At 35.0% G+C, this 18,810-nt stretch carries 21 protein-coding genes and 1 pseudogene; 16 read left to right on the top strand and 6 right to left on the bottom strand.

Features of this window, described 5'->3' with window-relative positions; genetic code table 11:
* Positions 1-406 precede the first annotated feature (406 nt).
* The 8 genes and pseudogenes from rpmH to H9L01_RS02865 all read left to right on the top strand — a co-directional run bounded on the left by rpmH (position 407) and on the right by H9L01_RS02865 (position 7,055).
* Entirely contained in the window at positions 407-541 is a 135-nt protein-coding gene (gene rpmH, locus H9L01_RS02900; RefSeq protein ID WP_003774176.1) for a 50S ribosomal protein L34, read from the top strand.
* A gap of 33 nt (positions 542-574) precedes the next feature.
* Complete coding sequence (rnpA, locus tag H9L01_RS02895; protein WP_187534532.1) at positions 575-901, top strand: ribonuclease P protein component; 327 nt, start codon at positions 575-577, stop codon at positions 899-901.
* Between the two features lie 25 nt (positions 902-926).
* Positions 927-1,769 carry a membrane protein insertase YidC gene (gene yidC, locus H9L01_RS02890; RefSeq protein WP_187534531.1) on the top strand — a complete coding sequence of 281 codons (843 nt, stop codon included), beginning with the start codon at positions 927-929 and terminating at the stop codon, positions 1,767-1,769.
* Positions 1,770-1,783: 14 nt separating this feature from the next.
* Entirely contained in the window at positions 1,784-2,398 is a 615-nt protein-coding gene (locus H9L01_RS02885; RefSeq protein ID WP_187534530.1) for a Jag family protein, read from the top strand.
* A gap of 41 nt (positions 2,399-2,439) precedes the next feature.
* The gene (pth, locus tag H9L01_RS02880) at positions 2,440-2,988 is read left to right on the top strand and encodes an aminoacyl-tRNA hydrolase (RefSeq protein ID WP_187534529.1); all 549 of its coding nucleotides are present in this window, start codon (positions 2,440-2,442) and stop codon (positions 2,986-2,988) included.
* A gap of 3 nt (positions 2,989-2,991) precedes the next feature.
* Positions 2,992-6,398, top strand: a pseudogene (gene mfd, locus H9L01_RS02875) (transcription-repair coupling factor).
* Positions 6,395-6,667, top strand: coding sequence for an RNA-binding S4 domain-containing protein (locus H9L01_RS02870; RefSeq protein ID WP_187534528.1), 273 nt, complete (start codon positions 6,395-6,397; stop codon positions 6,665-6,667). The pseudogene mfd and the gene H9L01_RS02870 overlap by 4 nt, the downstream one beginning before the upstream one ends.
* 70 nt (positions 6,668-6,737) lie before the next feature.
* The gene (locus H9L01_RS02865) at positions 6,738-7,055 is read left to right on the top strand and encodes a septum formation initiator family protein (protein WP_187534527.1); all 318 of its coding nucleotides are present in this window, start codon (positions 6,738-6,740) and stop codon (positions 7,053-7,055) included.
* A 39-nt stretch (positions 7,056-7,094) separates the two neighbouring features.
* Here the strand turns inward: H9L01_RS02865 and H9L01_RS02860 are convergent, their stop codons facing one another.
* Complete coding sequence (locus tag H9L01_RS02860) at positions 7,095-7,640, bottom strand: NUDIX hydrolase (protein ID WP_187534526.1); 546 nt, start codon at positions 7,638-7,640, stop codon at positions 7,095-7,097.
* The gene (locus H9L01_RS02855) at positions 7,633-7,842 is read right to left on the bottom strand and encodes a hypothetical protein (protein WP_187534525.1); all 210 of its coding nucleotides are present in this window, start codon (positions 7,840-7,842) and stop codon (positions 7,633-7,635) included. The genes H9L01_RS02860 and H9L01_RS02855 overlap by 8 nt, the downstream gene beginning before the upstream one ends.
* 84 nt (positions 7,843-7,926) lie before the next feature.
* Between H9L01_RS02855 and tmk the strand changes: the two genes are divergently transcribed.
* From tmk to H9L01_RS02830, 5 genes are read left to right on the top strand one after another with little or no spacing between them, the layout of a single operon-like run.
* On the top strand, positions 7,927-8,544 hold the full coding sequence (gene tmk, locus H9L01_RS02850) for a dTMP kinase (protein ID WP_187534524.1): 618 nt from the start codon (positions 7,927-7,929) through the stop codon (positions 8,542-8,544).
* Complete coding sequence (locus H9L01_RS02845) at positions 8,528-9,466, top strand: DNA polymerase III subunit delta' (protein WP_187534523.1); 939 nt, start codon at positions 8,528-8,530, stop codon at positions 9,464-9,466. Before tmk ends, H9L01_RS02845 begins: the two co-directional genes overlap by 17 nt.
* Positions 9,467-9,477: 11 nt before the next feature.
* The gene (rsmI, locus tag H9L01_RS02840; RefSeq protein ID WP_187534522.1) at positions 9,478-10,323 is read left to right on the top strand and encodes a 16S rRNA (cytidine(1402)-2'-O)-methyltransferase; all 846 of its coding nucleotides are present in this window, start codon (positions 9,478-9,480) and stop codon (positions 10,321-10,323) included.
* Between the two features lie 10 nt (positions 10,324-10,333).
* Positions 10,334-11,308: a GMP reductase gene (gene guaC / locus H9L01_RS02835; RefSeq protein WP_187534521.1), complete on the top strand. Its 975-nt coding sequence runs from the start codon at positions 10,334-10,336 to the stop codon at positions 11,306-11,308.
* A 30-nt stretch (positions 11,309-11,338) separates the two neighbouring features.
* The gene (locus H9L01_RS02830; RefSeq protein WP_187534520.1) at positions 11,339-11,740 is read left to right on the top strand and encodes a Fur family transcriptional regulator; all 402 of its coding nucleotides are present in this window, start codon (positions 11,339-11,341) and stop codon (positions 11,738-11,740) included.
* Positions 11,741-11,781: 41 nt separating this feature from the next.
* On the opposite strand, the gene H9L01_RS02825 is transcribed toward H9L01_RS02830, so the two are convergent.
* Positions 11,782-12,435 (bottom strand): cyclic nucleotide-binding domain-containing protein, encoded by a 654-nt coding sequence (locus H9L01_RS02825; protein WP_187534519.1) that lies wholly within the window; start codon positions 12,433-12,435, stop codon positions 11,782-11,784.
* A 110-nt stretch (positions 12,436-12,545) separates the two neighbouring features.
* Here H9L01_RS02825 and H9L01_RS02820 point away from each other — a divergent pair, with 110 nt between their 5' ends.
* From H9L01_RS02820 to H9L01_RS02810, 3 genes are all read left to right on the top strand, one after another.
* Positions 12,546-12,725, top strand: coding sequence for a hypothetical protein (locus H9L01_RS02820; RefSeq protein WP_187534518.1), 180 nt, complete (start codon positions 12,546-12,548; stop codon positions 12,723-12,725).
* Between the two features lie 127 nt (positions 12,726-12,852).
* A complete protein-coding gene (metG, locus tag H9L01_RS02815; protein ID WP_187534517.1) occupies positions 12,853-14,769 on the top strand; it encodes a methionine--tRNA ligase in 1,917 nt (638 codons plus the stop codon).
* Positions 14,770-14,828: 59 nt separating this feature from the next.
* Positions 14,829-15,431 carry a histidine phosphatase family protein gene (locus tag H9L01_RS02810; RefSeq protein ID WP_187534516.1) on the top strand — a complete coding sequence of 201 codons (603 nt, stop codon included), beginning with the start codon at positions 14,829-14,831 and terminating at the stop codon, positions 15,429-15,431.
* 35 nt (positions 15,432-15,466) lie between these two features.
* Here the strand turns inward: H9L01_RS02810 and H9L01_RS02805 are convergent, their stop codons facing one another.
* Genes H9L01_RS02805 through H9L01_RS02795 form a run of 3 tightly spaced genes read right to left on the bottom strand, consistent with a single transcriptional unit; the run spans position 15,467 to position 18,705 of the window.
* Positions 15,467-17,473, bottom strand: coding sequence for a hypothetical protein (locus tag H9L01_RS02805; protein ID WP_187534515.1), 2,007 nt, complete (start codon positions 17,471-17,473; stop codon positions 15,467-15,469).
* The gene (locus H9L01_RS02800) at positions 17,457-18,347 is read right to left on the bottom strand and encodes an ABC transporter ATP-binding protein (protein WP_187534514.1); all 891 of its coding nucleotides are present in this window, start codon (positions 18,345-18,347) and stop codon (positions 17,457-17,459) included. The genes H9L01_RS02805 and H9L01_RS02800 overlap by 17 nt, the downstream gene beginning before the upstream one ends.
* Positions 18,340-18,705, bottom strand: a complete 366-nt coding sequence (locus tag H9L01_RS02795) for a GntR family transcriptional regulator (RefSeq protein ID WP_187534513.1) — start codon at positions 18,703-18,705, stop codon at positions 18,340-18,342. The genes H9L01_RS02800 and H9L01_RS02795 overlap by 8 nt, the downstream gene beginning before the upstream one ends.
* Positions 18,706-18,810: the final 105 nt, after the last annotated feature.

Here is an 18,810-nt window from a genome sequence, read left to right as displayed (position 1 = left end):
GCCTCTTAACATTAGCTATAATATAGTTTTCAACACTTTCCACAATATGTGGATAAACACTGTTATTAAAACGTTCCCAAATGGTGTTGATTAAAATTAATGTGAAAATTTAGAGAAATATCAAACATGACTTATTAACATCAATACCCCAAGATATCAACGAACTTAAAAAGAAGGTCTGAAATTGTGGATAACTACGACGAATTCCTTCAGAATTGGATGAAAAATCATGATAAAAACAATCCTTATATATAGATACCAAGACCCCTTTTTAACACATAAAAGTAGAATAAATAAAAAAAAGTTAAGGAGTATCCTCAACTTCATTGACAAACTAAGTGGAATTATATATAATTTTAAAGCATTTGCTCTTCGTAGTATATACAAGAACTGGAGGTGGTTTTCAATGAAGAGAACTTATCAACCGAGCAAACGGAAACACCAGAAGGTCCACGGTTTTAGAGCACGTATGAAAACAGTAGGCGGTCGTCGCGTATTGTCACGTCGTAGATCAAAAGGAAGAAAAGTGTTATCTGCATAATGGTCACCCACTTGGGTGACTTTTTTGTCAAATATGAAAAAAGAATATCGCGTCAAAGAATCGGATGAATTTCAAAAAATAATGCGTGGCCGAAGATTTCATAATTCGAAATCTTATTCACTATATATAGAAGAGCGAAAAGAAGATCATGCACGATTCGGAATATCAGTTCCTAAGAAATTGGGAAATGCAGTACTTAGAAATAAAACCAAACGACAAGTTCGTTCTATGTTACAACATCTAGCCCCATATGATGGGAAATATGATGTGATAATTATCGTCAGAAAAGGATATTTTTCGAAGTCTTATGATGATAATGAAAAAGACTTGGAAAAACTTATGAAAACGGTTAAAATGTAAAGGAAACGTATGTTAGGAGATTTAAATGAGAAAATATAAAAAGATATTGTTTCTCGGTATCTTGTTAATTGCTCTTACAGGGTGTACAAACTATATTGACCCAGCAACAAAACAAGTTAAGCCAGAAATGATCATTACCCTTGGTGATGCATGGAATTTTGGATCACAAGGATGGTTCAGCGCATTATTCGTATGGCCGATTGCCCAGTTACTTAACTTCTTTGCTCAGTATGTTGGAGCATTTGGAGCAATCCTAGTTGTTACACTATTAATTAAACTATTAACATTAAAGGGAACAATTCAATCAACAATTCAACAACAAAAAATGCAATTGATTGGACCTGAACAGGCCAAGATTGAAGAGAAATACCGTAACCGTACTGATGAACAAGCTAAATTACAAAAAGCTACTGAAATTCAAAAATTATTTGAAAAACATGAAATCAAACCAATGGCAGCATTGGGTGGTGCATTCTTACAAATTCCTATCATGCTTGCAATGTATCAAGCTGTAGGTCGTTCAGCAAATATTATTAATGGATCAATCATGGGTCAATCGTTAATTGAAACACCAATGGATGGATTCAAAACAGGTAATGTTGTAATTATCTCAATTTATATCTTGATGGCAATCTGTCAAGCTCTATCAATGTTCTTACCACAATATCTTGCTAAGAAGAAAATGCGCTTACGTCCATATGATCCAAAACCAAAGAACAATGCAAACGGAATGATGTACACATCATTAATCATGATTGTATTCATTGCTTTACAATGGAATGTTGGTATGAGTCTTTACTGGATGATTTCAGCTCTAGCACAATTATTACAAACATTATTCATTAACTGGAAATTCGGAGATAAATAAGAGGAGGACTACTCGTGGAACAATATACTGCAAAATCGTTGGATGCGTTACTTACTCAAGTCGCTCAAGAGAAACATGTGGATCAAAGTGAACTGGTTTATTATGTGATCGAAGAAAAAACAGGTTTTCTAGGTATTGGAGCGAGTGTTACTGCTGAGGTCTACGCTTTATCTGAAGTTAAAACATTTACAGAAGATTATCTTAAATCATTCTTTGATGGATTTGGTTTAGAAGTTGAAGTAGATGTGGAACAAAATAATCAAAATATTAAGGTAACACTCAATGCTGAGAATAATGCTATCTTAATTGGTAAATCTGGAAAATCTCTAGAAGGTATCAATACACTATTAAGAAATGCAATTAATGCTAAATTCAAACGTCGCTTCTACGTTATGGTTGATATTAATAACTATAAGACAGAACGCTATGTAAAATTAAAAGCAATGGCAACGCGAATTGCGAAGACAGTTCAAAGAACAAAAGTTGATGCTTCGCTAGATCCTATGCCAAATGATGAACGCCGTGTCATTCATAAAGAACTCACAAATTTCCCAAATGTTCGTACTGAAAGTGAAGGAAAAGGACGCGATCGTCATTTAAGAATTGTATATGATGCAAATAAAGAGTAAGGGGAATCCCCTTATTCTTTTTAATTTTTGAGGAGGATTAGATGAAAGTTATCGTTGGATTGGGTAATCCTGGAAAAGAATATGAAAAAACACGCCATAACGCAGGATTCATGGTTGTGGATGGTTTGGCTGATAAATTAAATATTGATATTAATACGAAGAAACATAAAGCATTAATAGGAGTCGGGCACTACCAAGGTCAAAAGATTATGCTTGTAAAACCACAAACCTATATGAACTTATCGGGAGAAACCGTAGGAGAGATTGTTCGTTATTATGATCTTGATTTGGATGATCTCTTAATAGTGAGTGACGACTTAGATTCTGAAATTGGGGTCATTCGTATTCGCTTAAAAGGGAGTTCAGGTGGACAAAACGGAATTAAAAGTATTATCAATCATTTAGGAACACAGGAATTTAACCGACTTAAAATTGGAATTGGTAAAAGTTCTATTATTAAAACTGTGGACTATGTCTTAGGTAAGATGGATGATGGTGTTGCGATTGATAGGGGTATTGCATGTGCCTATTCATTTGCAATTGGAACTGATATTATGAAGATAATGAATGAATTTAATAGGAAAGATTAAACGATGGAATGGATTAATAGTTATCTAAAAAAACATCCAATCATGAGTGAGTATTCAAAGAATAGTCACTCTTTTTCGCATCTCACGAAGACTCAGGAAGCACTACTTGCTATTGGGTATGTAAAGAGCTATAAGAAACCATTGATGATTGTGAAAGAGAATGAACAACAAGCCTCAGAATTAATTCAAGAAATTATAAGAATGAACCATGAACTAAATGTTGTTTATTACTCACAAGAAGAATCTTTGAGGGTTGAGGCGATTACTCAATCTGAAGTACTACGTGCACAGCGGATTCAGGCACTCTACCAGATCATAACGAATAACTACGATATTTGTGTTACCCATGCAGTTGCGAGCGTACGTAAAATTTCTCCACATGATGTTTTAAAAGAGACCATTATACCGCTTGGAGTCGGTCAAGATTTACCGCTTGAACAACTCACGAAGCGTTTAGATCAAATGGGATATACGCGTGCCAAATATGTTGAACAACCTTTTACGTATGCGTTGCGCGGGGAGTTTGTGATGTTTATTCTGTTCAGATGGAAAACCCACTTCGAATCGAGTTTTTTGATACAGAGATCGATAGTATGCGTACCTTCGATAGTGCTACCCAACAGTCTATTGAAGCCGTAAAGCAAGCAGAAATTATTTTTGCTCAAGATATTATTCTGGATGAAGATACGTGTCAAAAACTTGCCGCTAAACTTATTATTAAAGAAACAGATGATGAATCAAGATATGATCTTGAAGTAATTTTAGAGATGTTAAAAATGGGTAACTATGATATCAATATGTATCCACTTTTGTATCACTGGGATGAGTATGAAACAATCTTTGAATATTGTGATACAGCTAAGAAATCAATCAGTACAATTGAAGGATTTAAGCGTACGTTACGACAAAATGAAGAGGACGTCTTCCAATTTGTTGAAGATCACTATAATGATGCTGTATACATTGAATCATCAAAGATATATGCTTCAATGAATCCTTATCTCGAACAAGAAACAATTCAATATACTCATGAATATCAAAGCAGTGATGATGTTGTGATTCCATGGCACCAAGCTAATATCATTTCCGATAATTTGAACGATACGGTACTCTGGTTGAAAAAAGAAGCCATCACTCAAAAAGTAATCCTTGCACTTGATTCAGAAAGCATGGAAACGATGATTAACACATTGATTTCAATGAATGTTTCCTACCAGCTGGAAAGCCAACAACCTCAGAAGAATGGCATTTATATCGTCTATTCAGAAATTGAAACTGGATTTATCCTTGATGATATTCAAACCATGGTTCTCACTAAAACAGAACTTTTCCAATATGCTCGGAAGCGATTTAAATATGATAATAAGTTTTCTAAGGCGGAAACCCTCAACCAACTTCAAGATTTGGATACTTTTGACTATGTTGTCCACCGTCAATACGGTATTGGAAAATACATGGGAATTGAAACAAAAGAAATCGATGGAATTCAAAAAGACTTCATGCGAATCATGTATCGTGACGGCGATGAACTCTTTGTACCACTCGAGCAATTTACGCTGGTTCGTAAATACCTTTCTTCACATGCTACTGCTGTACGATTAAGTAAACTTGGCAGTAAGAGTTGGGAGAAAAGCAAAGAAAAAATTCAAAAAGACGTGGCTGAAGTTGCGGATCGTCTTGTCGCTTTATATGCTACGAGAATGAAAAGTAAAGGTCATGCATTCAGTCCGGACAATGATTATCAAAGACAGTTCGAATCTGAGTTTAAATATGATTTAACTAAGGATCAAGAAGTGGCTATTCAAGAGATTAAAGCCGACATGGAAAGTGAACTTCCTATGGATCGTTTACTATGTGGTGATGTTGGATTTGGTAAGACTGAAGTTGCTATTCGTGCAGCCTTCAAAGCATTTGTAGATGGCAAGCAAGTTGCGTTCTTATGTCCTACTACCATTCTTTCAGCACAACATACACGTACACTTAGAAAACGATTTGAAAATTATCCAATTCGTGTCGAAGTCTTAAATCGTTTTGTTTCTGATAAAGAAGCAAAAGCAATCGTAGCAGATGTGAAAGCAGGTAAAGTAGATATTCTGGTGGGTACGCACCGTCTATTATCGAAGGATATTAAATTTCATGATCTCGGACTTTTAATAATAGATGAAGAACAACGCTTTGGTGTCGAACATAAAGAACGAATTAAAGAGTTTAAGGTGTCAGTTGATGTACTTTCATTGAGTGCAACACCGATTCCTCGAACTCTACAAATGTCACTGATTGGCTTACGTTCACTATCGCAACTTAATACACCGCCTTCAAACAGACTTCCTGTTATGACATATGTGATTGAAAAGAATAAGAAAACACTTCATGACATTATGATTAAGGAATTAAATCGTGATGGACAAGTATTCTATCTCTTTAATAACGTTGAGCAAATATATGAAGTAGCAAATAGTATTGCTAGAGCCATTCCACAGTCTAAGGTTGCAGTTGTGCACGGTCAGATGGATCGATATGAAATTGAAGATGTGATGATGCAATTTATTGCGAAGGAAGTAAATGTGCTTGTATGTACGACAATAATTGAGACAGGTATTGATATTCCAAATGCAAATACAATCATCGTAGAAAATGCACATCGCTTTGGATTGTCTCAGTTGTATCAAATAAAAGGTCGTGTTGGGAGATCGGATCGGCTTGCTTATGCATACTTTGTTGTCCCCGAGAAAAAAGGACTCTCAGAAGTCGCACAGAAACGCCTCCAAGCGATTAAAGAGTTTACACAACTTGGTAGTGGCTATAAAATTGCGATGCGTGACCTCACGATTCGTGGAGCAGGAGAGCTATTAGGTGGGAATCAATCAGGATTTATTGATACGGTAGGGATTGATCTCTATATTGAGCTATTAAAGGAAGCCATTGATGAACGACAAGGAACCAAAGCCCAACCACTTAAAGATACAGAGTCTTACAACTTAAAGATTGATGCATATCTTCCTGATAAATTTACGAGTGATGATGGTGAGAAATTAGACCTTTATCAACAAATTTATCAAATAGAAACCTTAGATGAGTTGAAAACATTCAATGAAATGGTTGTAGACCGCTACGGTCAATTGCCGAATGCCGTAACAATGTTACTCGAAAAGAAACGTTTAGAATTATTCTTAAATGATGAACGTATTAAATCATTTAAGGAACGTATGAATAAGGTCGAAGTAAGTTTTACTGAGGAATACAGCAGTCGTATCGATGGCATTAAACTCTTCGAATTAATCAGTGAAAAATCCTCAGAAATAAATGTAAAATATGTTTCTCAATCCATTAAGATATCCATGCCAATGTATGATGAATGGGTGGAAGATTTAATTTACATACTCGAAAATATGAAGGAGAAATCAGAATGAGACTGGATAAATATTTAAAAGTATCACGAATCATTAAAAGACGTACCGTTGCGAAAGAGTTAGCCGATGATGAACGGGTATTTGTTAATGATAAACTCGCGAAACCATCAACCGATGTCTTTGTAGGTGATGTTGTGGAAATTCGCTTTGAGCACCGCCATATTAAGTTTGAAGTCACATTTTTGAGTGAGAAAATCATGCGAAATAATCCCCCAATGTATGAATTAATCTCAGATACTAAGATCAGCCGTGAGTCCGACGAATCCTGACAACTCTTGCAAAAGGTGAGAATGTCAGTATAATAGAGATGACAAATACTAAAAAGGAAGACGTAGCACGATGACAAAAAAAGTAACAAGAAGAAGAGTGAAATCGCCAATAGTTCGAGGGGCATCGATTGTTTTAGGTGTGGTAGTCCTCGCTATTTCAATTCTCATGTTAACGAAATCTGTTAACGAAGTTATTTTAACCGTAAAGCTCAATAAGCAATTATCGAGTGTAAAATCTGAACTTGATGGCGTGAAGGAAAAGAACAAAAATCTTACTTCAGAAAAAGCTAAATTGGAAGATCCTGTATATTTTGAAAATTATGCACGAGGAACTTACCTGTTATCAATGTCAGAAGAACAAGTCTTTATCTTACCAAAAGGTGAATAAGAAGAAACCATCCTCAAATCTAATGAGGATGGTCTTTTTTTATATATTTTTTAGATAATTTTCGAGACGGTAAGCCATTGCAAGAGATTTTGAATCATCTATAGAACCGTTCATTATTTGATCATTAATTTCATCTACCGTTAATGTATAAATATTGAGTTCTTCGTGTTCATCAAGATTTTGTCCCACAAAGGATAAATCAGTAGCATAGTAGAGATAGATTACTTCATCAATATAAGCAGGCGATGAGTATACTTTCCCAAGCGGAACAATCGTCTGAGCGGCATAACCAATTTCTTCAGCCAGTTCGCGATGCGCCGCTTCAAGTGGGGTTTCACCCTCATCAATCTTACCTGCAGGAAATTCAGTCATAATTTCTTCGATTCCAAAGCGAAATTGATCAACGATGTAGAAATCTTGATTGTTGTGAGTAGCGGCAATGCATACGGCACCATCATGACGAAGGAGTTGGGCAGTCATTGTACCTGCTTGAGTTTCAAAGTCTGCTTCATAAGTATCGACGACAATGCCATCTTTAATTTTTCTTTCGTTAGATTTTTTAGGGATAGTGAGTGATTTAGCCATTATTTTTATCCTTCTTTCGTTTAAAGAAAAATGATCCAATGATAACAAAATCAAGAATCAATAAGACCATACTGATATAAACAAAGAACACAGCAGGCCAGAAATAGTTAAGAACTAAAACTAAAAATAGTAATGCAGTAACGATGACATAAAATTTATCATTTCCAACGTTTCGGAAAGTATCTTTAATATTTTTGGACATTTTTGACTCCTTTAATAGTTCTCTTTTATTATAACTTACTTTAAACACTTCATGATGATATAATAATTAAAAAGAGGTGTTGAAATGGGTTATTTTATTTCGTTCGAAGGTCCAGATGGTAGTGGCAAAACTACTGTAACGCAAAAAGTTGCGGATTATTTAGCAGAAAATTATGATGTGATTTATACACGTGAACCAGGTGGTATTGAAATATCAGAAAAAATTCGTGATATTATTTTAGATCCAAACCACAGTGAAATGGATGATCGAACAGAGGCTTTGTTGTATGCAGCCAGTCGTAGACAGCATCTTACACAAAAAATTATACCAGCACTCGAAGATAATAAGATTGTAGTATGTGATCGTTTTATTGACAGTTCACTTGCGTATCAAGGGTATGCTCGTGGTATTGGTATGGAAGATGTTTTTGAAATTAATCGTTTCGCAATTGAAAACTATATGCCAGATCTCACGATATTCCTAGATATTGATCCTTTGAAAGGACTTCAAAGAATTCATGGTCGCGATAAAATGGATCGTTTGGAATTAGCAGGAGATTCTTTCCATACAAAAGTATACGAAGGATATCTTGAAGTGTTAAAACAATTCCCAAATCGCATTAAAGTTGTGAATGCTGATCAATCAGAAGAAGATGTCTTTATCGATGTCATTGCAATTATTAACCATGAACTTCAAGACTAGTCAACCGCAAGCTTTATCCTTCTTTCTAAAACAAATTGAGAAGAATAAAGTTTCGCACGCATATCTTGTAACAGGTAAAACAGATACATTGTCATTTGCAAAATATATGGCAATGTCTTTATTGTGTCCACATGAAGATAAGGGTCCTTGTGAGCACTGTACAACATGTGAACGTGTCGTGAATAATCAACATTCCGATGTTCGTATTCTTGAAAATACTGAAGGATCCATAAAGAAAGAAGATATCCTGTCGTTGAAGGAATACTTCTCTCAAACATCTTTTGAAATTGAAGGAAAAAAAGTATATATCCTTGAGGATGTGGAAACAGCAAGTACTGCTGCAATGAATAGTATCCTTAAATTCTTAGAAGAACCGGAATCTGATATTGTCGCAATTCTTACCACTGCCTATCCAGGACGTGTACTAGAGACAATTCAATCACGATGTCTGACAATTTCTTTACAAGAAACAGGTAGAGAATCTCTATATCAAGCAGCTATCGATCAAGACTGCGATCCCTTAACATCCGTAATCTTATCAGAAATATGTAGCAGTGAAGCAGAACTAAATGTGTTGGTTGAAGATAAATCATTCAATCCACTCATGAATCTCTGTGTTGATTTTGCGAACGATGTCAATAAAGGTTCAGTTCAACCGGCTCTTGTTGCGATGCAAAGTCGAGCAATTAAAGAAAAGATTGTAACCAAAGAAACACTACCAACATTTATGGATATTCTCATTGCGATATATCACCATCGTGAACATGAATCAATGTTGAAGTTAAAACAAAATGTATCCGATGAAGATGCCCTCAATTATGTACAAATCTTCGTTGATATTAAAGATCGGATTCGCCCTGGGGTGAATACTAATCTTGTCATTGATCAACTGTGCTATGAAATCACACGTTATCATCGTTAAACGGAGGACTTATGATTAAACAACAAAGCTTTAAAAATGGCCAAGCAACGCTCTATCTTGTTGCCACGCCGATCGGAAATCTACAAGAAATGACACCGCGTGCTATTGAAATATTGAAGACAGTCGATATCATCGCTGCGGAAGATACACGAAACGCCCATAAACTGTGCTCACACTTTGATATTCATACGAAAATGATTAGTCATCATTTATTTAATGAGAATGAAAGTGCTCAAGGGATCATTGATCTTTTGGAGCAAGGAAAAAATGTGGCTTTGATTAGTGATGCAGGGTATCCCGTAATCTCTGATCCAGGACAATTCTTAGTTAAGAAGGTAATTGAAGCAGATTTTAATGTTGTACCGATTTCGGGAAGCAGTGCTTTCCTCAATGGATTGGTCGCATCAGGTCTTATTGCACAACCTTTTGCATTCATTGGATTCTTAGAACATAAAGAAAATGCTTTAAGAAAACAACTTCAAGAATATAAAGATTTCCCCATGACAACAATCTATTATTTATCAGTGCATAAATTAGCAAAGACACTTGAAATCGTGTATGATGAATTAGGTAATCGAGAAATATGTTTAGTTCGTGAGCTTACCAAAGTTCATGAAGAATTCTTGAGGGGTCCAGTTTTAGAAGTCATTGAAGCAGTTGATGTTATTAAGGGTGAGTTTGTTCTTCTTATTGGAAAATCAGAAGAGGAAGAAGAAATATCATTGAATACATTGATTGAAGAGATTGATTCAGAGATTGCCTCGGGAACTTCGGTATCACGAGCTATCAATGCGGTTGCTAAACGCTATAAAGTATCTAAAAATGAACTTTATGCGCAATATCATGACATAAAATAGGAGAGATAACATGAAAATATTTGATTACGAAGACATTCAATTAATTCCAAATAAGTGCATTGTGAAGAGTCGTTCTGAGTGTGATACACGTGTCACATTGGGGAACCGTACGTTTGATATGCCAATCGTTGCTGCAAATATGCAAACAATTATTGATGAGAGTTTAGCAATATGGTTTGCTGAAAATAACTATTTCTATGTAATGCACCGTTTCGATGAAGAAGGTCGTTACGACTTCATTAAAGACATGATTTCTCGAGGTCTGTATGCATCTATTAGTGTGGGTGTTAAAGACAGTGAATATGATTTTATTAAAAAATTAGCAGAAGACAAAGTTTATCCGGAATATATCACGATTGATATTGCTCACGGACATTCTGAACAAGTTATTAATATGATTCGTCATATTAAAGCAACACTTCCAGAAAGCTTTGTTATTGCTGGAAACGTAGGAACACCTACAGCAGTTCGTGATTTAGAAAATGCTGGAGCTGATGCAACAAAAGTTGGAATCGGTCCGGGTAAAGTATGTATCACAAAACTTAAAACAGGATTTGGTACAGGTGGATGGCAACTTGCTGCACTTCACTGGTGTGCTAAAGCTGCACGTAAGCCACTAATCGCTGATGGTGGAATCCGTGATCATGGTGATATTGCGAAATCAATTCGCTTTGGAGCAACCATGTGTATGGTTGGATCACTGTTTGCAGGACATGAAGAATCACCTGGAGAAACAGTGGAAGTAGATGGTGTTGTTTATAAAGAATACTACGGGAGTGCATCACAATTCCAAAAAGGTGAACACAAAAACGTTGAAGGTAAAAAAATCTTAATCGAGCATAAAGGAAAAATCGCTGATACACTTAATGAAATGAAGCAAGATCTTCAATCATCAATATCCTATGCTGGTGGAAAAGATCTCGAAGCAATTCGTAAAGTTGACTACGTCATTGTTAAGAATTCAATTTTTAATGGTGATCGTTAAAATTGTGCTATAATTAATATGGTGATGATAATGAGTATCAAACTTACAAAACAAAGACAAGAAATTCTTGATTTAATTCAAGCATCTGAAGGTCATATGACTGCGGATGAAATTCATACTAAATTGAAAGAAAACGGTAAGACAGTAGGTATTGCAACAATATACCGAAATCTGAATGTTCTTTATGCGGAAAAAATGATTAATCGTGTTCGCCATCCTGAACTAGGATTTATCTATGATAAAAACTTACACGACCATTATCACTTCAGATGTAAAGAATGTAATCGTATTTTGGATGTGGAAATTCCATATCAAGATAACCTTCATGAATTGGTTGAAAAAGAATTAGGCTGTCTCGTTTTAGAACATGACATGTCGTTTGAAGGAATTTGCAAAGAATGTTTGCAAGCTAAAAAAGATAGAAAGTCATAATAAGTTAAAGGAGGATTACAATCCTCCTTTTTTTGCGTCAATTAATAGCCTGAGAGATTAATCAAAGATTTACGATTCGTGATCTGGTAGCCAGATTTCTCTTTACTAAGAATATTATCGTTGCATAACTGATTAAGAATTCTGAGTACATGACGATAACTAAGAGCTACAAGTTTTGAAACTTCGGTTAGGGTATCACTAAAATAATCGTCATTTGCGTTATTAAGAATGTAGCTGCAGAGTCGCTGTTCTCCTGTATTGAAAGCGAGGGAGACAAGATTATCTGCATTATCACGAACCTTCTTGGCCAGTGATTCACTGATGGTCATAAGAAACTGATGATTTGTATTGATTTCATTTGCACAAATATCATAAGGTATTGCGAGGCATTCAAACTCTGTAATTGCTACTACGGATGATTCTACTGTTTGAGAACCATTCATAAGTTCTACTTCACCAATGATTCCGTCATAAATATAATTACATAGAAAATGACTCTGCCCATCTTGAGTTGAACGATAAACACGAGCGCGACCGGTCACAATTATATAAAGTTGAGAAAAAGAATAAGTTTCTTCAACTACGAGTTCCTTGGAACGAAACTGAACAGCCTGAATTAATTCTTTAGGAAGATGATCTAAATTGTAATAGCTTAAGATATTATGATGATGTTGATTGAGTTTAACTGTTTTCATGACTCACCTCTTATTTTAATTATATCCTAAAAACCGATAAGAAATATGACATATGTCATATTCGTTGGCGGCTGGGGGTTGTTAAAATTGAATTAAGGTGGTGACAGATTATGAATATTACTATTTTAATTTTGATGTTAAGCATTGGAGTTGTATTTGCTCTTAAACAAAATCAACGAAGCAACCATGAAGACTACATTCGTAGAATTAGACGTTGTGAAATTGATTATTATAAGTATCTCATTGAGAAATATGGTCAGGGTGAATTCATCTACGATGAAAAAGAATAACTCAGATAAATTATGAATTTAATAAACCTAGGATTAGGCATGGACTGACCAAAATACATTGGGTGATTTCTTGTTAAGAGTCTCTAAATAGGCTATAATTATACAGATACATAGCGGAGGCAAAAGTATGAAAGATAAAAAAAACTACTATATAACAACAGCCATTGCCTATACATCAGCAAAACCTCACATTGGTAATATCTATGAAATAGTATTAGCTGATAGTATTGCACGTTTTAAAAGAGCTCAAGGTTATAATGTCAGATTCCAAACAGGAACTGATGAACATGGACAAAAAATTGAAGATTATGCTATCAAAGCAGGGATTACACCTAAGGAACATGTAGATAATATTTCCTCGGTAATAAAAGGTCTCTTTGAACTCATGAACATTGATTATGATTACTTCATACGTACAACGGATGATTATCATAAAGAAGAAGTGCAAAAAGTCTTTAAAAAACTTGTAGATCAAGGAGATTTATACAAGGGAACTTATGAAGGTTGGTACTGTAAATCGGACGAATCATTCTACACAGACTCTCAAGTAGAAGATGGTATCTGTCCAGATTGTGGTGGTCATCTTGATCGACAACAAGAAGAATGTTATTTCTTCAGACTTGGTAACTATCAAGATCGTCTTGTTCAATACATTAATGAACATCCTCAATTCATCCAACCTGAATCACGTAAAAATGAAATGATGAAAAACTTCTTATCAGAACCCCTCATTGATCTTGCTGTTTCAAGAACAAGTTTTAAATGGGGAATTCCTGTAGACTTTGATGACAAACATGTTGTCTATGTTTGGATTGATGCGTTGATGAACTATATTACAGGATTAGGTTATGATGTTGATGGTAATCACTCTGAACTCTTTAACGAATGGTGGCCAGCTGATGTCCATTTAATCGGAAAAGATATTCTTCGATTCCATACTATATACTGGCCAATTCTACTCATGGCTCTCGATCTTCCATTACCAAAACAAATCTTTGGTCATCCATGGTTGTTGACAGGTGATAGTAAAATGAGTAAATCAAAAGGAAATGCTGTCTATGTTGATGACTATGCAGAAGTCTTTGGTGTGGATGCTGTTCGTTATATTATGCTTCACGAGATGCCATTTGAACGTGATGGACACATTACTCCAGAACTTATGGTAGAACGTATTAATACCGATCTTGCAAATATCATTGGAAACCTTGTAAACCGTACAATTTCAATGACTAATAAATACTTTGGTGGATCATTGACAGTGAATAACGTGCATGACCCACTCGATGGTGCTCTTATTGAAGCATGTAAAAATTTAATCCCAAATGTTGAAGCAAAAATGGATACTCTTCATGTTGCCGATGCGATTTCTGAAATCGTAAGTCTGTTTAGACGTGGAAACAAATATATTGATGAAACACAACCATGGGTTCTTGCTAAAGATGAAGCAAATCATGATCGTTTGCAAACAGTTCTATATAATTTACTAGAACTTATTCGTATTGGAGCAATTGCTCTTCATTCATTTGTACCAGAAACATCAGATAAAATTCTTGCGCAAATTAATACGAACGAAACAACATTTGAAAGTGCTCGAACATTTGGGTTGTATGAATTAAACAATCCAGTTGTTGAAAAACCTGAGATTATTTTCTCACGTTTAGATATGAAAGAAACACTCGAAAAAATTGAGAAACAAAATGAACCTGAAAAAGTAGTAGTAGAAAATCCAATTTCAATTGAACAATTTAAAGAAACAGAAATGAGAACCGGTACCATTATCGATGTAAACAAACATCCTAAAGCAGATAAACTTTATCTTGTTAAAGTTGATTTAGGATCTCACGTTGTTCAAGTTGTAAGCGGATTGGTTGATTACTTTACAGTTGAAGAATTGGTGGGCAAAAAAGTTATAGTTGTCGTTAACTTGAAACCAGCAAACCTTAGAGGCGTCGTATCAGAAGGTATGATCCTTGCAGCTAAGGATAAAAACACAATGACACTTGTATCAGCAGGTGATGTGGAAAATGGAACATTAATTAGTTAACACATGCTACGCATGTGTTTTCTCATAAGTAAGGTTATAAATTAAGAAGGAGATTATAAATGAAGTTAGTTTTAGTTAGACATGGATTTTCAGTGGCAAACGGAAAGAATATCTATAGCGGATGGTCAGATGTTGCCTTATCAGAACAAGGAATTGCTGAATTAAAAGAGTACCGTGATAGTTATGACTATCCACGAACAGATCGTTACTACTCATCTGATTTAACACGTTGTAAAGATACTTTCAAATATTTGTTTGGTGGTAAAGTTGAGTTAGATGAAATCTCACCACGTTTACGAGAAATATATTTCGGATCGTATGAAGATCAAGTTGCATCAGAAGTTCCAGTTCCATTTATGGATGAGTTCTTCCTCAATGAATCATCAACAGGGGGAGAAACATTCTCATCCTTTACATACCGTATCATGACAGAAGTAAACCGTATCGTTCGTGATTTACATGAAAATGGTTTAGATTCTGCAACGCTTGTTTGTCATTCAGGTGTGATTAAATGTTTGCTAATTCAAATGCAAAATTTACCGTTCACAGACTTTAAAGTTCTCGATGCTCCCAATGGACTGGGATATTTCCTTGATATCGATTATGATGACAAGTATCAATCAATCGAACTAAAAAGTATCAAACCTATCGAAAAAATATAAAAATAAAGGACGATTCAACCGAATCGTCCTTTGCTTTATTCTTCATTCATAATTGGGAAGATAGTAAGGATGTCCATCTCACCATCTTTAACACGAATGAATGCTTTTTTGTATGTTTCTTTATTGTAATTTGTATTCACAAGTTTTCCTTTGTAGTTATCGATAACAAGTGAACTGTTTTCCACAATAGGAATGTTGTTAGGATCTGCAAATATTTCTTGAACAAGCTTTACAGTACCGTCAGTTGTCAAGAATTCCGAATCAGAATTGTCATCAATTAAATTAAATTGCGGTTCAACAGGAACTGTTGCTGTTTTCGCCATATGTTCTTCGATAACTGCGATTGTATTTATAAAGCGATCATCTATGACAGTTTGTGTAGGATGAGGCGCTGTAATTTGAACGACCTGTTGTCCCTCATAATCCGTGTAAGTATCTTTGACCGTGCTAGAGATAATGTTGTATTTTGATACGGTACCGTTGTTATAACGGTCCTCTAGAGACATCGCCATGAGATCTTTACGATATGCTTCTACGAGCGAGTCACGAATGACATCCGCATTAACCTTTTCAGTGAATGTATCATTATATATAGAAACTGTATTAAACTCATTCTTTAAAAATGAATTGAACTGTTTAATGACACTTGAATCACCTTTGATGAAAGTAATATCATTAAATAACTCTGGGCTTACATAGAATGTTCGAGCCATCTTCATATTATTTTCGTTAAAGTAAGTAAATCCAACAAGATTTGATTCAGAAAGACGCTGTGGTGTCTCATATACTGCAAGTTCAAAGATAATATCCTTATGGAATTCGATAAATCGCTCGATGCTCTCTGGATCAGTAATGGATGTCGTATCTCTAAATTCAAGAGGGGCATAAGGATCGAATCCGTTCATCGTAATTTCAACTCGATCGACATTCGCAGCATTCGGATAACGATTACTAAAGCCAAATCCTTTCGTAAAATAAATTAAAGAACAGATAACAAGCACAATAACTGTAATAGTTCCGAAATTAACCAATGATTTAAAGATATTCTTCGTTGATCTATCTTTAATGATATTTAAAACGAGATAGAATACGAAGGCACTTAACAGTGGTATCGTCAGATTCTTGAAGGATATAAATTTCTCATACTGACTGTAGACATCATGTCGGAATGCAATGAAGTAAATGAATACGATAATCGTAAGAATTGAGGCTATAATTGGGAAGAATAATTGGTTCGAGAATGGAGACCCTGAAGACTCTGATAATCGTTTTGTATAGATGTTGATGGATAAACATGTAATTACAAAAGATAATATCAACCAATAAGATGCATAGAGATTCCCATCATAGCGAACAAAGATTTCCTGTTGAGCATAGTAGAGACCTGAGATAGGTGAAAGAAGTCCAAGGATTTCAAATTCACTAACCATCGGGAAACCAGGAACCATACCAGCATAGAATGAACCAATGGAATTGTATGCAAGAAATGGAGCAGCAAGAAGAATTCCGGTATATAAAATTGCGTCAGATATCGTTCCTGTATTAATAATTACAAGAACAGGTAGCGATAGAATTGCAAAGAAAATAGCCACAAGTCTTATGAGAAGCAAAATTGTATGATTCCAGTCGAAAGACCCAATTGCTACTGCAGCAAGAACGTTTCCTAATAAGTAGTTTATGATAAATGGAATCATTACAAATACGAATGAATTCATATAAAGTGTAAAGAATAAATCACCCCGTTTAATGGGAAGACTGTGATACATATCTGTAGCTGTCTTATCAAACAGATAGCGATAGAACATAAACGGTATGAATACGAGTAATGCCGCTGTAACATACGTTAATAGAAGTCGTGAGTTAGGGAAATCGAAAGTAATCCAGAATAAGTAGTAACCCGATTGTGTATAGTGATACATAAATACGGGAAGCGGAAATACTACAAATAACAAAAGACCTGTAATAAACATCATTGCTCGATATTTCTTTAAGTTACTTTTGAAGAGTGGTAAATTTAACTTTGCATTAAAGAATTTCGCCATACTTTTCTTCCCCCAGTTCATAAATAAATACTTCATCTAATGTTAAATTAGAGTGGTACATCGACTTTGGATGAAGTTCAGCTAAAGCTTTCTCAAGCTTAACCTCATCTCCTTTTAAAACAATGGTATAATTTTTATTATATTTCGACAAATGTAGAAAATCATAATCATCAAATGCAATTAAATCAATTTCTTCTTCTAATGAAAGATGAAATTTGTGATATGTGTCTAATAGAGATTCTTTAGTTTGAACTTCAGCAATCGAACCATCCTTAATCACGCCAAAATGGTCACAAACTGCTTCAAGATCATCAAGGTTATGAGACGATAAGATTACGCATCGTTCTACATTATTGAATCGATCTTGGATTAATTTTCTGAAGTAGAGTCGAACGAGTGGATCCAGTCCATCGAAAGATTCATCCAAGAGTAAGATAGGTGTTGAAGCAGCAATTCCTAGAATTAGAGCATACTGGCAACGAGCCCCTTTTGAAAACATTGCGATAGGTGTATCTTCTTGGATATTAAAGTGATCGATGAGTTCTTGATAGAGTTCTTCATCAAAATTATCATAGAATAATGAGTAGAATTCCTTCATTTCTTTAAGTGTAGATTGGTTAAAGAAATAAGGTTCATCACTAACAAAGAATATTTGTTTTTTTAACTCGGGATTATCAAAGATATTAACATTATCAATATTAATAACTCCAGCATCTGCGTGATAAATACCAGCGACAAGTCTGAGAAATGTCGATTTACCTGAACCGTTCTTACCCACGAGTCCAACAATAGATCCTTTTGGTATTCGTAATGATAAATCTTCTAAAACGGGATTATCCCCAAATTTCTTATTCACGTTTACAAAACTAATCATTGAAATAGCTCCTTATATATTTAAGTATTTCATTAGGTTCCTCGCCAAGATCTCTCAAATTGTTGAGTGTCATGTCGAGTGTACGATAGGTTGAGTCAACAAGGGTGATAATACCATCGTCTTGCTTTGAGACGAAGGACCCTTTTCCAGGTATTGAATAGATAAGACCAGCCACTTCACATTCGTGATAGGCTTTTGAAACAGTATTCGGATTAACCCCTAATTCCTTTGCTAAGGTCCTGATAGTAGGTATTTGTTCATTAGGTTTTAAGATACCAAGCGCGATGTTTTTCGCAACTTGTTGAATGATTTGTTCAAATATTGGTGTTGTCGTATCTTTAGTATTGATATTAAACATAAAACCTCCCATCTGTACCACTTATACTAATACAGTATGCTTATTGACCTTTTATGTCAAGACTTTATGCAATTTAATCATGATTTAAGTGCATTTGTGATAAAA

The sequence above is a fragment of the Erysipelothrix inopinata genome (assembly GCF_014396165.1).
GTDB lineage: Bacteria > Bacillota_I > Bacilli_A > Erysipelotrichales > Erysipelotrichaceae > Erysipelothrix > Erysipelothrix inopinata.
The sequence above is the reverse complement of the archived record's forward strand: the minus strand, read 5'-3'. Positions and strand labels throughout refer to the sequence as shown.